Origin of the sequence: Flavobacterium petrolei (genome assembly GCF_003314435.2) — a bacterium.
Classification (GTDB): domain Bacteria; phylum Bacteroidota; class Bacteroidia; order Flavobacteriales; family Flavobacteriaceae; genus Flavobacterium; species Flavobacterium petrolei.
On record NZ_QNVY02000001.1, the window covers coordinates 865,983 to 881,358 of the forward strand.

15 protein-coding genes and 1 tRNA gene are annotated in these 15,376 nt (G+C 31.9%); 12 read left to right on the forward strand and 4 right to left on the reverse strand.

Annotation, left to right across the window (positions count from 1 at the left end; genetic code table 11):
• Positions 1-312: 312 nt before the first annotated feature.
• The 3 genes from DR871_RS03810 to DR871_RS03820 form a co-directional block, all read right to left on the reverse strand.
• Positions 313-1,524: an MFS transporter gene (locus DR871_RS03810; RefSeq protein WP_113664789.1), complete on the reverse strand. Its 1,212-nt coding sequence runs from the start codon at positions 1,522-1,524 to the stop codon at positions 313-315.
• Positions 1,525-1,692: 168 nt separating this feature from the next.
• Positions 1,693-2,733 (reverse strand): Gfo/Idh/MocA family oxidoreductase, encoded by a 1,041-nt coding sequence (locus DR871_RS03815; RefSeq protein ID WP_113664788.1) that lies wholly within the window; start codon positions 2,731-2,733, stop codon positions 1,693-1,695.
• A gap of 402 nt (positions 2,734-3,135) precedes the next feature.
• Positions 3,136-4,203, reverse strand: coding sequence for an NADH:flavin oxidoreductase/NADH oxidase (locus DR871_RS03820; protein WP_113664787.1), 1,068 nt, complete (start codon positions 4,201-4,203; stop codon positions 3,136-3,138).
• Positions 4,204-4,393: 190 nt separating this feature from the next.
• Between DR871_RS03820 and rseP the strand changes: the two genes are divergently transcribed.
• The 12 genes from rseP to DR871_RS03880 all read left to right on the forward strand — a co-directional run bounded on the left by rseP (position 4,394) and on the right by DR871_RS03880 (position 14,800).
• Positions 4,394-5,737, forward strand: a complete 1,344-nt coding sequence (rseP, locus tag DR871_RS03825) for an RIP metalloprotease RseP (protein ID WP_113664786.1) — start codon at positions 4,394-4,396, stop codon at positions 5,735-5,737.
• Positions 5,738-5,874: 137 nt separating this feature from the next.
• Positions 5,875-5,948, forward strand: a tRNA-Asn gene (locus DR871_RS03830).
• A gap of 116 nt (positions 5,949-6,064) precedes the next feature.
• Positions 6,065-7,345, forward strand: coding sequence for a hypothetical protein (locus DR871_RS03835; RefSeq protein ID WP_113664785.1), 1,281 nt, complete (start codon positions 6,065-6,067; stop codon positions 7,343-7,345).
• Between the two features lie 124 nt (positions 7,346-7,469).
• Positions 7,470-7,769: a helix-turn-helix domain-containing protein gene (locus DR871_RS03840; protein ID WP_113664784.1), complete on the forward strand. Its 300-nt coding sequence runs from the start codon at positions 7,470-7,472 to the stop codon at positions 7,767-7,769.
• Positions 7,766-8,656, forward strand: coding sequence for a hypothetical protein (locus DR871_RS03845; RefSeq protein WP_113664783.1), 891 nt, complete (start codon positions 7,766-7,768; stop codon positions 8,654-8,656). Before DR871_RS03840 ends, DR871_RS03845 begins: the two co-directional genes overlap by 4 nt.
• Before the next feature lie 66 nt (positions 8,657-8,722).
• On the forward strand, positions 8,723-10,000 hold the full coding sequence (locus DR871_RS03850; protein ID WP_113664782.1) for a site-specific integrase: 1,278 nt from the start codon (positions 8,723-8,725) through the stop codon (positions 9,998-10,000).
• 34 nt (positions 10,001-10,034) lie between these two features.
• A complete protein-coding gene (locus DR871_RS03855; RefSeq protein WP_113664781.1) occupies positions 10,035-10,883 on the forward strand; it encodes an AAA family ATPase in 849 nt (282 codons plus the stop codon).
• Positions 10,864-12,027: a DUF3871 family protein gene (locus tag DR871_RS03860; RefSeq protein ID WP_242497069.1), complete on the forward strand. Its 1,164-nt coding sequence runs from the start codon at positions 10,864-10,866 to the stop codon at positions 12,025-12,027. Before DR871_RS03855 ends, DR871_RS03860 begins: the two co-directional genes overlap by 20 nt.
• Positions 12,028-12,171: 144 nt before the next feature.
• Entirely contained in the window at positions 12,172-12,435 is a 264-nt protein-coding gene (locus tag DR871_RS03865) for a hypothetical protein (RefSeq protein WP_113664780.1), read from the forward strand.
• Between the two features lie 2 nt (positions 12,436-12,437).
• Positions 12,438-13,643, forward strand: coding sequence for a hypothetical protein (locus tag DR871_RS03870; RefSeq protein WP_113664779.1), 1,206 nt, complete (start codon positions 12,438-12,440; stop codon positions 13,641-13,643).
• Between the two features lie 675 nt (positions 13,644-14,318).
• Complete coding sequence (locus DR871_RS03875; protein WP_113664778.1) at positions 14,319-14,522, forward strand: hypothetical protein; 204 nt, start codon at positions 14,319-14,321, stop codon at positions 14,520-14,522.
• 98 nt (positions 14,523-14,620) lie between these two features.
• Positions 14,621-14,800, forward strand: a complete 180-nt coding sequence (locus tag DR871_RS03880; protein WP_113664777.1) for a hypothetical protein — start codon at positions 14,621-14,623, stop codon at positions 14,798-14,800.
• Between the two features lie 159 nt (positions 14,801-14,959).
• Here the strand turns inward: DR871_RS03880 and DR871_RS03885 are convergent, their stop codons facing one another.
• On the reverse strand, positions 14,960-15,358 hold the full coding sequence (locus DR871_RS03885) for a hypothetical protein (RefSeq protein WP_129752520.1): 399 nt from the start codon (positions 15,356-15,358) through the stop codon (positions 14,960-14,962).
• Positions 15,359-15,376: the final 18 nt, after the last annotated feature.

The following is a 15,376-nucleotide window of genomic DNA, read 5'->3' on the forward strand; positions in this document are numbered from 1 at the left end:
TGAATTTTGGAAAAAGTGGTATAAACCTTAAAAACGATAATGCTGACTAAGTGGTATTTTGCATGCAGTATCAAATAAAAATAATCTATGAAAGAATTATAATGTTAAATGTATAAAAAAAATACTAACATATTGATTTTCAATGAAATTATTTTTAGTGAGTCCTTTTTTTGGGAAAGTTCTTAGATAATTAAAACGAATTCAGTAGCCCCGATGGCAGCAAGTATCCCACGCTTTTGGGCGTGGATACTGCGAACAGCGGGACAGTTTGTTTTTATGGAAACGAAATGTTGTGCTCCTAAAAATTTATAGTTATTCTATTGCTTTGATTCGGGACACCATTATGGCGATAAGAATCCCAAAAACGCCGATAAATGCGAATGAAAATCTAAGGCTTGACAGCTCCGCGATGTATCCGATGATTGGCGGACCCATGAGAAAACCCAGAAAACTGACGCTGGAAACCGTGGTTAAGGCTACGCTTGGCGATACATTTGGGGTTTTTCCGGCCACACTGTAAACTGTAGGAACTATGGTGGAAACTCCCAATCCAACAAACATAAACGCGATGGTTGCGGGAATGACAAATGGGAAGAATACTGCTGTAAAAAGTCCGGCTGATATCATGATTCCGCTGATTTGTAAGACGGTTTTTCGACCAAATTTACCTATCAGACCGTCTCCTAAGAATCTTCCGCCGGCCATCATAATCATAAAAGAAGTGTATCCCAAAATCACTAATGGTCCGGGCGCTTTGATGACATCTTTGAAATAAACACCGCTCCAGTCGAACATGACGCCTTCGCTTGCCATGCAACAAAACCCGATTATTCCCAACCAAATCAGCGCACTGTCCGGTTTTGAGAATAATTTTTTCTTTTCGGTTTGTACGGTTTCTTTGGCTTTTATTAAAAATTTATAGTTGAAAGCCATCATCAAAAATACGATTCCGGCCACAATGAGAAAGTGAATGTAAGGCGTTAACTCAAAAGCCAGCATTCCTAATCCTACTAATGCTCCCATGAATCCTGCAAAACTCCACATCCCATGAAAGGAGGACATTATAGTTTTTTTGAAAAGCACTTCGGTGTAAACGCCTTGTGTGTTTACAGCGATATTAGATAGATTTCCAAAGATTCCAAATACGAATAATCCCAACGACAATTGCCAAGCCGCAACAGCCAAACCTAAATTTGTCATGCTAAAAACATATAGTGAAAGGGCAAATATCAAAATTCTGTGGCTTCCAAAACGAGTGACTAATTTTCCAGAAAAAGGCATTACTACTAGTTGTCCTAATGGCAAAGCGAATAAAATACTTCCTAAATCTCCTTCGCTAAGGTTCAAAGTCGTTTTGATATCCGGTATTCGGCTGGCCCAAGTGGCAAAACACAGACCCATCCCAAAGTAGAACATGGAAACCGCCCAACGGATTCGGTTCAAATAAGAAACCTTGGCTTCTGTGTATGTTTTCTTGAGTTTGGCTTTCGTTTTTGACCTTCCTAAAAAGTTTAAATCTATCAAAGTGATTTATTTTAGTATTTAATGGGTCAAAATTACAAAAAGCAATCATTGGTTGTGTCAAAACAACACATTTAAGGAAAAATACAACGTTATTGTTTATAAAAAGTAAATATCGCGAATTCGCTAATTTTTAAAAAAGTATATAAATTAGCGAATTCGCGGTAGATTTTACAGGTCAATTACTTTTTTCTGGGCATTGCTTTGGATTGCAGCTTCAATAATTTGCATAACCTGAACACCTTCTTGAGCCGTCACCGGTTCTATAACGTCATTTATAATCGAATGATAAACTCCGTCAAAAAAGTCGTAGTAATTCCCTTGAAGTGTGGGGATAATTTCCTGAACAATTTCACCATTAATTTCAGTGTGCAAAAGTCCCCGTTTTTCAATGGATTCCGTTCCCCACGTTTCTAAATTTGGTTTATTTCCTAATTTCAATTCGTCTTCCTGAACATCACCACGCGGTTTCAGGAAAGAACCTTTCTTACCATGAATAACAAAGGCTGGAATCGCTTCCCGAACAAAAAATCCTGCTTTGAGTCGGACACGGAAAGTGGAGTAATACAATAAAATATCAATATAATCATCTACCAAAGAATGTTCTCGTGTGATGCGTATATCCGCAAAAACAGATTGTGGCAAACCAAACAAACACAAGGCTTGATCTATTAAATGCGGTCCCAAATCCTTCAGAATTCCAGCACCGGAATTAACGGTTTCTTTGTGTTGTTTCGGACTTAAAAGTGGATTGTAGCGGTCGAAATGGAATTCGGCTTCCACGATGTCACCTAATACTTTATCAGAAATAATTTTTTGGACGGTTTTGAAATCGCTGTCCCATCTTCTGTTTTGGAAAACGGCTAGTTTCAATCCTTTTTCTTTGGCCAAAGCCGCTAATTCCTGCGCTTGGGCAACCGTTGTGGTAAAAGCTTTTTCGACAATAGCATGTTTTCCTGCCAAAAGGACTTGTTTTGCATATTCATAATGCGTTTCCACCGGCGTATTTACGATAACTAAATCAACATCATCTTCCAACAACTCATCTATTGAAGCGTAACTTTTTACCGCAGGAAAATCTTGGTGGATTAATTTTTTGCTTCGCTCCCAAGAACCAAGAAGTTCAAATCCCGGATGAAAGTTTAAAAAAGGAGCATGAAATACTTTCCCGGACATGCCGTAGGAAAGTAAAGCTGTTTTTATTTTTTGCATGGTATTATTTTTCAAATTAGTGGCGTGTGTTTTTTAAACATATAAGCCACATAAGTTTTTAAAAATTAAATAAGTAGTGAAGTTTTTGTCATTTATTTTCTTTCAAAAATAGAGAATCATACTTTTTTTTTTAAACATAAAAGTCATGTAAGTTTTTAAAAAGTAAATAAGTCGTGAAGTTTTTGTCATTTATTTTCTTTCAAAAATAGAGACTAAAACCTATTTATTTAACATATAAGGCATATAAGTTCATATAAGAATTGGAATATTTTTATATAGTTGTTTTATAATTTTTAAAAGTAAAACTTACATGACTTATATGTTTCAAAATTTAAACAAATAAGTCATCTAAGAAATCTTAAAAAAAAACTTACATGACTTATATGTTTCAAAATCAAAATCTTACTTTTTGGCTCTTTCGTATTGTTTTGGCCATTCGATTTCCGCATTTAAATCATGGGCAAATGTCAATCCCAGACTCGGATTTCTAAGGGATTCTCTAGCAAATAACACTAAATCCGCTTTTCCTGAGGCGACAATTTCCTCGGCTTGAGCAGCTTCTGTAATCAAACCTACTGCTCCAGTCAGGATTCCAGTTTCATTTTTTATACTTTCCGCAAAAGGAACTTGATAATTTGGTCCCAACGGAATTTTTTGGTGTGACACTAATCCTCCCGAAGAAACATCTATTAAATCCACTCCTTTTTCTTTTAGTATTTTTGACAGCTTTACAGATTCTTCAGCATTCCATCCGCCTTCTGCCCAGTCTGTAGCAGAAATTCTAACAAATAAAGGCAGGTTTTCCGGCCATTCTGATTGAACTGCATCCACGACTTCGAGTGTTAAACGGATTCGGTTTTCGAAACTTCCACCATAAGCATCGGTTCTAAAATTAGACAAAGGCGAAAGAAACTGATGCAACAAATACCCGTGCGCCGCATGAATTTCCATTACCTGAAAACCGGCTTGTACGGCTCTTTTAGTGGCTGATTTAAAGTCGGAAATTACTTTTTGAATTCCCGCTTCGTCTAATGCAATAGGAGCGTTTTCAGTATGATGATACGCAACGGAACTTGGCGCCACGGTATCCCAGCCTCCTTGTGTTGCGTCTAGTTTTCGGCCTCCGTTCCAAGGTGATGCGGCACTTGCTTTTCTTCCGGCATGAGCCAATTGGATTCCGGGAACCGATTTCTGACCAATAATAAATTGATTAATCTGCTGCATTTTTTCGATTTGCTCGTCTTTCCAAAGTCCTAAATCTTCGGGAGAAATTCGGCCTTCGGGAGAAACTGAAGTTGCTTCCTGAATGATTAATCCTGCTCCACCGCTGGCGCGACTTCCAAGATGTACAAGATGCCAATCATTGGCAAAGCCATCTTGGGCCGAATATTGGCACATTGGTGAAATAGCAATTCTATTTTTTAGCGTGATGCTTTTTATTGTGAGTGGAGAAAATAATTTTGAAGACATATCTTTATTTTAAAAGTGAAAGAAACAAGAAATACTCATTTCAAAAAAGTAAAGTTAAGATTCACAACTCAAACTTAGAATTCAATTTACATTAATTAACAAACTTTTAAAATGGTATGGAACAATTATTGTAAAATAAACAAATAGAAAACCTTACTTTTGTGAGTTATAAAAGAACTAAAATTAAAAAATGGACATAGTTATCAAGCTTTCTCAATTTTTATTGAGCTTATCATTACTTATTATACTTCACGAATTAGGACATTTTATTCCTGCTAAACTGTTTAAAACCAGAGTCGAAAAATTCTACTTATTTTTTGACGTTAAATATTCCCTTATCAAAAAGAAAATTGGCGAAACCGAATATGGTATCGGTTGGTTGCCTTTGGGCGGATATGTAAAAATTTCCGGAATGATTGACGAAAGCATGGACAAAGAACAAATGGCTTTGCCTCCACAACCATGGGAATTTCGTTCTAAACCGGCTTGGCAACGTTTAATTATTATGTTCGGTGGTGTTACGGTGAATTTTATTTTGGCGTTTATCATTTATATCGGAATGGCATTTGCTTATGGTGATACTTATATTGCTAATGAAGATTTGAAAGACGGTTTGTTAGTAGAAAACAAAGCGATGCAAAAAGTGGGTTTCCAAACTGGAGATCATATAGTTTCTGTGGATGGTGAAAAAATAGTCAAATTTGACAATGATCTTACCATGAAAGTTATCATGGCAAAAAAAGTGCTTATTGTAAGAAATGGGACAGAACAAGCGATCAAAATGCCAAATGATTTTGTGGATCAATTATCAAAACATGAAAAAAGTGTGTTGCTGGATATCAGAATGCCATTTGTAGTGGGAGCTGTTACCCCTGGATCAAAAAACACTGCGCTGCAACCAAAAGATATTATTCTTGCATTGAACGGGCAACCGACAAAATATTTTGACCAAGCTAAAGTGGTTTTGGAAAGCAACAAAAACAAAACGATTGCAGCAACTATTTTAAGAGACGAGAAAGAAATAAAAGTACCTGTTATGGTTACTAATGATGGAAAATTAGGAATTGGTGTTGGACAATTAAGTATGGCGTTACTTGAAAAACTGGGCTATTACAAAGTAAGCAAACAGGAATTCAGCTTGATGGAATCTATTCCGGTTGGGATTACCAGAGGAAAAGATCAATTAGTAGGATACGGAAAACAATTGAAAATGATTTTCAGTCCAAGTACGGGTGCATATAAATCAGTGGGTGGTTTTAAGGCCATATTCGACATTTTTCCTAATACTTGGAGCTGGCAAGTTTTCTGGAACATCACCGCATTATTATCGATTATGCTTGGTGTAATGAACTTATTGCCTATTCCGGCACTTGATGGTGGACACGTAATGTTTTTATTGTATGAAATTATCAGCGGTAAAAAACCAAGTGACAAATTCCTAGAGAATGCGCAAATGGTTGGTTTCGTATTACTTATAACACTGTTACTATTTGCTAACGGAAATGACATTTACAAGGCAATTGTAGGGAAGTAAAAAAAATAAAAAAAAGTTTGATTTTTATTTGCACAAACCAAATGATAGCCTATCTTTGCACCGCTTTACAACTGAAACAAACATCACAATAAAGCAATTAAAAACGTTCATTCACACCAGAATAAAAATATACAGTTTCCTTCTTAGCTCAGTTGGTTAGAGCATCTGACTGTTAATCAGAGGGTCCTTGGTTCGAGCCCAAGAGAGGGAGCTAATTGCAGAAAGCCTTTACAGAGATGTAAAGGCTTTTTTGTTTTTACAGGTTAAACATAGGTCAAACAATTTCTTTTTCTTTTCTTTACCTATGTTAATTTTTTTTCTATCGAAATGAAAGATTTTATTTCCCTTGACTCCAATAACCCTTTAGAAGTTTTTCATTCTGTCTTATTTGAAGATGGGATTGAAATTATATTAGCCCAGCGTAAAACAGAGCCTACTGAAGACATCGTAGACGAAAACACATTCTTTAGTACAGCCTTAAGAAATGAAAGTAACAAACTCATTAGATTGATTTCTGACAAAGCTTCTGGCGAAGTAGAAGACTTTGAGAATTATATTTTGTCAATATTAGAAAAGCTTGAAGTATTTGGCAACAAAATAGCAAACTCAAAAGAGAGTAATTACTCTCCAATAATTAAATCGGAATACGAAAGAGTTCTAGATTTTGCAAAAACATCCTATCCAGAATACCTAGAGCTTAAGGAACTGGTTAAAAACACTCAACGATTCTTCAAATTAGGAAATGCTTTGTTTCCTTTTAAATTTTATGAAGATTTAATATTTCATAACGGAATAAAAAATATTCATGACTCATTTTATATCCAAACCATTTATACCAGAGATTATAAGTTCATTCAAGAACTAAACTCAGAATTCATCTATGAAGCATGGTTAAAAAAAGATGATTATGGTGATCAAATTCATATTGAGCAATACATGCTAAAGGTTTTGAAATTTAATAATAAACAAGCTTTTGAAACACTAAGTAACTCAATTATTAAAATGGAGGAAACTGAAGTTAAAAAGTTTCTTATTCTACAATTAAATATATTAAATTCTTTAGTAGAAAAATATGATGCAGATATGAGCAACGTCTATCCTGAAATAAGAGATGACCTTATTGGCATTATTTCTGACATTAATATCAAATACGCTCATTACCAATTAACTCATAAAGTTTTTAGAAAACTTACTAAAAATCCAGATAGAATATTTTCTTTTTTTCAGGTCAAAACAGAAATTACAACTTCTTTTTTTGAGAAACTTTATGATTTTGCAACAAGCTTATATTTAATAGATGGTGATGAAATTTCTGAAGAAATGTTTTTTGATGTGTTTACATCAGCTAATCCAGAACCTACAAGTAAAGTGATCTTTACTAAACCTAATTTAATAGTCGCTTCCTTTCTAAAAGAAATTGAACCGTTTTTTGAAAATTTTAATTCTGTTTCAATAGAGAAAAGTAAATTGTTTTTGAATAAACAAGGTAAACTTTTAAAAAGCAATGACCTATATGCTGCTTTATCTAGAAATAAAGATCCAAAAAACACAAACATAGTTGATATTCAAAACGAGGTTAACTTGTTAAAAAAACAGTATTTGAAATAACCTTACATTTTACCTTACACTTTAGCTTACACCCTCATTACACTTTTGAAATGAGGTTTTTTTTATGCGCGTAATTTGCTTCAATAATAACAGAGATATGCGCATATCCATAACCTAAACAGTAATGGAAAATATCCTAAAAAAATTAGAAAAATTAGAAGTCTTAATTGAAAGACAGTTCATTTTAAGTAAAGAGATTTTGTCTCTTGAAGAAGCGGCAGCGTATCTGCAATTATCAAAATCTTGTCTTTATAAAATGACAAGCAATAAGGAAATATGTTTTTATGTACCAGGAGGCAAAAAGATATATTTCTGCAGAACTGAGCTTGATAGTTGGGTTCTCAATAGTAAAGTAAGCTCAGTTAACGAGTGTGATTTAGAAGTAGAAAATTACTTGGGAAGAACTAAAAAATCTAGGTCATGATAGATTTTGTAAGGTTATACTATAGAGACAAATTTAGATTAGAAAAATCTGTCTTAACCCCAGGAAATTTTGCTACAGTTAATACAGTTATGGAATATTTTACAGGGGAAATTAAATATCCGTATACAACTAATGTCGGTTCAATGGATGTAGGTATTTCTAAAAATTCAGGATATGTAAAAAACTCATTGCATAAACTGCACAATTTCAACGCTACTGGAGATAAGCAAAATCATAACAACTTTAGTTATTCAACTATATGTGACACCATTGATTTTTTGTCAAAAAAAATAGTAGATGCAAATTCTACAAAACTGACTCAGTTAGAATTTGGGATTAACATTGCAATAGATAAATTGCCAGAAGTAGTTGTAAGACGTAATTTCTTAATGCATAAGCTAAAAGGAGGTTCTAATAATGATTATCGTGGCAAAGGAGAACTAAAACAGTTCTCTCACAATAATTACTTTATAAAGGTTTATGACAAAGGAAAACAGTTTGGATTAGATGAAAATATCTTGAGATTTGAAATCAAATTTATTAAAGCTAAAGAATTTCATGCTCTTGGGGTATATAATCTTGAAGACTTAAAATCCAAAGAAAACCTAAGAAAACTTTTTGTGTACTTACTTAAAAGATTTGACGAGTTAACAATAGTGGATGATTTTAATGAGACTACTATCGTAGAAAAAAATGACTATGATAAGTTGAGCAGATATACCAACCCAATATTTTGGACTGAGGAAATCAAAGGTAAGCATCAGCAAACCAAATCTAGACATAGAAAAGAATTTGAAAGACTTCTTGAAAAGAATGATCTGTTAAACACAAAGATTTATCTGCGAAAATTGCTAATCCAAAAATTCATTTACCTAATTAATCATTAATCCAGAATGTGACAAATTCTACACTTTGTATATAGGGAATTTGTCACATTACGAAAAAATAAAAAAATGGCAAGTATAAAAATATTATTAAGAGATAAAGCATCAAAAGAGGGATTATTTCCAATAGTTCTTAAAATCATAAAAGACAGAAAACCTAAAATGATTTCTTTAGGTATGGAATGCATAAAGAAAGATTGGGATGAAGCTAATGCACAATTTAAAAAAATTCATCCAAACTATGTCCAAAGAAACAGAGTACTTCTAAAGCTAAAAGAAAAAGCATTAAAAGTAATTGATGAATTCAATATTGAAGAAATTGACTTTACCCTTACCCAATTTGAAAACAAATTTAGAGGTAAAAAAGACAGTAATACATCTGTAAGAACATTTTGGGAAGATAAGATTGCTGATTTAAACAAAGCTGGAAGAACCGGAAATGCAAGAGCCTATTTAGACACTATGAATTCCTTCTACAAGTTTGCTAAAAACAATCAATTGAAATTTAGGGACATTTCTGTTGAAATGCTTGACAAATACGAAACCCATTTAAGAGCTACTGGAAGCAAAGATGGTGGAATAGGAGTAAGAATGAGAGAATTGAGAGCATTGTATAACGATGCAATTAAAAGAGGTATAGTAGATGAAAAGCACTATCCATTTAAAGCTTACAAAGTTTCCAAATTAAAAGGTTCCGGAATAAAAAAAGCTCTAACAAGAGCTGAAATTCGAAAAATTGAAGATTTAGACGATTTCAAGTATCCACATTTAGCAGAGTCAAAAAAACTATTCTTGTTTTCTTATTACACCTCTGGAATAAACTTCTTTGATATTATGAAGTTAAGATGGAGTAATGTACAAAATGGAAGAATTGTTTATACTCGCTCTAAAACAAAAGGTAATTTCAGTGTAAAAATTCTAGAACCTGTTAGAATCATTCTGGAAGAATACAAGCACATAAACACCAATACTGACTATGTATTTCCTATACTATTAAAGGAAGGCTTAACACCTATTCAAATTGAGAATAGAAAAGCTAAGACACTGAAGAAGTTTAATAGTGACTTAAAAAAAATTGCTGAAATACAGGAGATAGAAAGCACCGTTACAAGCTATGTTGCAAGACATAGTTACGCTACTAATCTTAAAGAATCTGGAGTTTCTATAGATATGATAAGCCAATCAATGGGACATCAAAATGTTGGGATAACGACTGCTTATTTAAAAGACTTTGACAACAACATTATTGATGATGCTAATGAAAAGCTATTACAAGAACCCTCACCTATTTATAATGCAGAAAATAAAGGCTTCTGCTTAGCAGACCTTATTTCACTTCAATCTTAAATAAGATAAATACAACCCTTTAAAATTATAAATCATGGAATTAAAAAAATCAGAAAGAAGTAAAGCCAAAATAAAAATGGCTTTACAGGCTCCATCAGGAGCAGGAAAGAGTTATAGTGCTTTATTATTAGCTCAAGGTTTAACCAATGGAAACCTATCTAAAGTTGCTGTTATAGATACAGAAGCGGGCTCAAGTAATCTTTATGCTCATATAGGTAGCTACAATGTTCTAAACCTAGAGTCTCCTCATTCTCCTGAAAGATATATTGAGGCAATAGACTTATGCATTAAGTCAGGGATGGAAGTAATAATTTTAGATAGTATTTCTCATTGTTGGGATTTTCTACTGGATTACCATGCTTCCCTTACAGGAAACTCATTCACAAATTGGAACAAGATAACTCCAAGACAAAAAGCATTTGTTGAAAAAATACTTCAAAGTGACATTCATATTATCTGTACCATGAGAGTTAAACAAGATTATGTCTTGAGTGAGAAAAACGGAAAAATGGTTCCCGAAAAAGTAGGGCTAAAAGCCATTCAAAGGGATGAGATCAGCTATGAATTTACAATTGTATTTGATATTGATTATAAACACTTTGCAACAGCATCAAAGGACAGGACAAATTTGTTTGAGGGCAAACCTCAGTTTGTTATTAATTCTAACACAGGAAAGAAAATATTGGACTGGTGCAACAGCAACATGACTAAGGGAGAGCTACAGGTTAAGGTGACTGAATGTAATAACCTGTCAGAGCTAACAATCCTTTTTAACAATAACCTAGAAATGGCTAAAACTATTGAACAAGAATTCATAGCCAAGAAAAAACTTTTACAAGAATTAACCGCAAATATCTCATCAAATGGAAATGGAACTCACTAAAATCAGAAATGAGGAGACTCTTTCACATTTACCTGGAGTCTTTAAACATATAACATCTCCAGGTTTAAGTGAAACTTCACAAATACTCACAGATACTTCTTTTCTTGAATCTAATTTAGAAAATAGAAGTACAAATTTGGGAGAAGATAAACAAGTTTTACATTTACCGGTAATCCTTGATGGTATAAAGGATCTAGGTTTACATGAATCTACAAATACTTTACAAAAATCACCTTTTATAGAGGCTAACACAGAGGAGGTTAGCCTTTTTCATTTAAAAGAAAAGTGTGTTATACCCGTCTTCACAAAGGACAACGAAATTACCTTAAGTCATCAGGAATTTATAGAAACTGCACTATCAGCTATTGGCAAGATATTCCCAAATGAAAACCTGGATACTCCTGAAATTAGGGTAAGTCACCAAATTAAGGGAAGAACTCCTGATGCATTGCATATTGCTGCCAAAGATTTGCAAGAGCATCAACGAACTTCATATTTTGAGAGAATGGCTTTTATTATAAGGATTCCAGGTATTACAGAAACTATAAATGGCAACAAGTTATCGCTTACAATAGGAGGTGTTAGAAGTTACAACCTAGAGAACCTGTATAACAAGAAGACTTATGAAAAATTCAAATTATTTATAGGTTTTCAAAATATGGTATGCTGTAATCTATGTGTTTCTACAGATGGTTTTCAGAGTGAGATTAGAGCAATGAGTTATATAGATCTAGAAGATAAAATACTTCAAGTGATACAAGGCTATAATGCAACTCAGCATTTAAACTCTATGAAAAACTTACTGAACAATTCACTTTCTGAGAGTCAATTTGCTCAAATTATTGGTAAAGCTAGGTTATATAATTACTTGCCAAAAAAGGAAAAGGCTCTAATCCCTGAGTTACTCTTGAATGATGGACATATTAATACCGTGGTTAAAGACTACTACCAAGATGAAAGCTTTTGTAGAAATGCTAATGGTAATATAAGTATGTGGGAGTTCTACAATCTGCTTACAGGAAGTAACAAGACTTCCTATGTTGACACTTTCCTTGAGAGAGGAGTGAATGCCTTCAATTTTTCCGAAGGTGTCTCAAAAGCACTAAGTAATAGTTCTACCAACTATTCTTGGTTTTTGAGTTAAATACGCCCCTTGTTTTAAACCATAAAACAAGGGGTTTTTTAAAATATTATTTTTGATTTGATTTTTTTTATAAAATATATAATTCAATTTGGTTATATTTACATTAGGTTTGCTTAAATAAATACTAATTTAAATCTTAAAAAGATGTCTACTACAAATATTTTAAAGGTAAGCAAAAATTTTCCTTATAAAGTTGAAGACGCGATATTAAAAATATTCAACATTCTTAATTTGAAAACTGAGAATGAATCTAATTTTGTTAGTCCAGAAATCTATAGGATTATGGATAATCCTGTGGATAAAGAAAACTTCAATAATGCAGTAGAATTTTTACAAAAGCATCGAGATATTAAAAACAAAGAAATTTTACTATCTGACAATAAACACGTAGTAATCTCAATTGAATAAATTTGAATTTTAATATAGCTCTTAACACGATTATATATATAATCGTTTTTTTATTTCCCGGTATTTTATTTAGAAAATTTTATTTTTCAGGAAAATTTGGCAATCAATTTGAGCAAGGAAATCTTTTAGAAAGATTTCTTTGGATACTTCTCTCAAGTGTCGTCTGTATGTTAACAGTAGGTTTACTTTTTTATTCAATTGAAGAATATTTTGATCTTCAACTCCTAAATAATATAAGTTTTGAAAAAATTATAGAGGTTTTTCAGTCTCTTTCACAAAATAAATTTCCTCAAGCATTCAGCACAAAAAATGACATGCATGATTTTGTGATTTTAATTCTAGCGATTTATGTGATTTCTGGTTTTTTGGGTTATTTGCTTTTTAGAACAATAAGAGTTTTTTCCCTAGATTCTTGGATTTCCATTTTAAAATTTAGTAATAATTGGGAATATTTAGCTCAAGCTTATAAAGCGAATGGTGTTTCTAAAAAATTTGGGGATGTTCATACCACTTATGTTGATGTACTAACTAAAAGCAATAATAAAGAAGAACTTTATAGAGGAATACTACATAATTTCGTTATAGATAAAGATAATAAACTAGAAAACATAATAATTTCAAATTGCTCAAAATTTATATCAATTGAAAATATAAAAGAAAACAAATCTAAAATTAAATCTATAGAGAAATCAATTAAGAAGGGTGAAAATGTTTACCATTTGCATAAGGACTTTAAAGATAAAAAGGTTTTTAAAAAGTCCATAGATGGTAATCTACTAGTACTATCAAATGAAAATATAATAAATTTAAATTTTACGTACATAAAAACATCAAACAATGTTAATAAATGGAAAACCTATTTTTTCTATTTTATTAATTTTTTTTACTACACCTTTTTACTTGGCTTGATAATAATACCTTTTTTAGAATTCCAAATATTCTTTCTTCAAACTATTCTTCAAAAAATAGTTTTCTCAATAACAAGTTTTTTGGTAAGTATTGTAATTTTAAATGCGATACGTGAATTATTATTTAAGAAAAACGTAAAAGAAATTGATTTTAAAGATATGTTTTTTACTGCGATTTTATTAGCCACTCCATATCTTTGGGTATTTGATATATTTAGTGCTTTAGGAACAATAATGTCATCAATAATAGTTCTCTTTATCTTCGCAGCATTTCAGAAGAAAACAATCAATATAAAGTAGAAACCTATTTCAAATTTTCTTTTTACAATTAGTGACAATCCCTTTAAAGCTTCCATCACATTTATTAGAATAATAGGTATATATATCTACCAGTTTTATATTTATTATCAGTTAGTTTTGCTGAAAAATACCATATCCAAACTTTATCTTCTAATGAGCTTATGTGCAATTAAACCACCAATTCCAAGGTTTATTTTAACTATCCGCGATTATGTATTTAACTCCAACCACTATTACATTGGTTTATTGATTGCATCTCAAATGCATTAAGTGGTAGTTCAAACTATTCTTAGTTTTTGAGTTAAGACTAGCCAACCTCTTTAGTTAGAGGTTGGCTTTTTAAGTAGATTAAAAGAGAAGAAAGAGTTAAATATTTTGTTATAGTAACAAATTTTCTTACCCTAAGATGAAAAAGTTGCGTGCTTGCTTCCATTTTTTTTTATAAAGTACTGCTTTTTCTGGAGCACCCTATATAATAACTTTAGATGAATATTATCTAGAATATATTTTATTGTTTATAGAAGAAATTACTGTAATTTTATGGTTGAGTGAAAAACAAAACAAATTAGATTTTAATTAAATTTCATTACGAATAATAGCCTTAAGAGAATCGCTTTTTTTTTAATATTTATATGTTTTATAACATTACCTTTTCATTGGATCCCATCTGAATCTATGGTAATTCCAAAAAAAAATCTTTCATTTAATAGAACAATTGTTACTAAGGATGATGTTCATGATATTGTAGACAAATATTATTTAGGTTCTCCAATAGAAAAAGTGGAAGTGGCGGGAGATCCGTTAACGGATGCACTTAAAGATAGATGGAAAGTTACTGTTTTCGAAAATAATGACGTTGAATTCCAACATTTAAAATAAATATCAGAAGTGTTAATGAAGGCACAGAATCGCAAAGCGCTATTTATTTATTCTTAATTTTTTTTAAAAAGCAATAATATTAACTTAAACATAAAAACATGGGATTTCTAGACGGACTAAGGTGGAAAAGCAACAATAAAAAAGTAAAAGTACAAGGATGGAAAGCTTGGAATGACAAGAGGTATAAACCAGGAAAAAATGATGTTAAAGGAGACGGAAGTGCTTTCTACGAGTTTGCTGCGGATGTAATTAATAGTTTTCTTAAAACCAGAAAGTAACAAAAAAGCCTGATTTATTCAGGTTTTTTTGTTCTTAATTTCAATATAAGTAATTTTCCCGGAATAAGTAATATTTGCAATATGATCATTTTTTATTTTCTGCCATTGTCTTTCACGTTTATCAATGCTGAACTTAAAAAACCATTCATAGAGTAGAATTTATTTTAAATGAAATGAGTATCCTGTTAAATCATCTTCGAAATACTCGCAAGCTAGAACTCCTTTTGTTCCAGGGAAAATATGTTTAGCATCTTTAGGAGACATTCTTAAGAATATATTACATGCTTGTAATTTACTGTAATCTCCATTTTTGAAGTCTTTAACGGCTGCGTCAAGTTTCTTTTTACTTATTGCATAGAAGCTAATCAATACATAAGGATCTCCACTGTTTTCCCATAGTAATGGTTTACGTGATTCTTTATCGAAATAATAAACTTCTCTTACTTCAACATTTTTATATCCAACGTTATTTTTTTCTATTACAGATTCACAGTATTTAGTCATTTTCTTCAACCAATATCTCTTAAATGCTAATTCTCTTTTGATGAAATTTTCCAATTATTTTTTTTAATTTAA

Coding starts and splice junctions, on each gene's coding strand:
- rseP (WP_113664786.1), top strand. CDS start 4,394: ATGGACATAGTTATCAAGCTTTCTCAATTTTTATTGAGCTTATCATTA.
- DR871_RS03860 (WP_242497069.1), top strand. CDS start 10,864: ATGGAAATGGAACTCACTAAAATCAGAAATGAGGAGACTCTTTCACAT.
- DR871_RS03855 (WP_113664781.1), top strand. CDS start 10,035: ATGGAATTAAAAAAATCAGAAAGAAGTAAAGCCAAAATAAAAATGGCT.
- DR871_RS03865 (WP_113664780.1), top strand. CDS start 12,172: ATGTCTACTACAAATATTTTAAAGGTAAGCAAAAATTTTCCTTATAAA.
- DR871_RS03815 (WP_113664788.1), bottom strand. CDS start 2,733: ATGCAAAAAATAAAAACAGCTTTACTTTCCTACGGCATGTCCGGGAAA.
- DR871_RS03875 (WP_113664778.1), top strand. CDS start 14,319: ATGGTAATTCCAAAAAAAAATCTTTCATTTAATAGAACAATTGTTACT.
- DR871_RS03845 (WP_113664783.1), top strand. CDS start 7,766: ATGATAGATTTTGTAAGGTTATACTATAGAGACAAATTTAGATTAGAA.
- DR871_RS03840 (WP_113664784.1), top strand. CDS start 7,470: ATGGAAAATATCCTAAAAAAATTAGAAAAATTAGAAGTCTTAATTGAA.
- DR871_RS03880 (WP_113664777.1), top strand. CDS start 14,621: ATGGGATTTCTAGACGGACTAAGGTGGAAAAGCAACAATAAAAAAGTA.
- DR871_RS03835 (WP_113664785.1), top strand. CDS start 6,065: ATGAAAGATTTTATTTCCCTTGACTCCAATAACCCTTTAGAAGTTTTT.
- DR871_RS03850 (WP_113664782.1), top strand. CDS start 8,723: ATGGCAAGTATAAAAATATTATTAAGAGATAAAGCATCAAAAGAGGGA.
- DR871_RS03820 (WP_113664787.1), bottom strand. CDS start 4,203: ATGTCTTCAAAATTATTTTCTCCACTCACAATAAAAAGCATCACGCTA.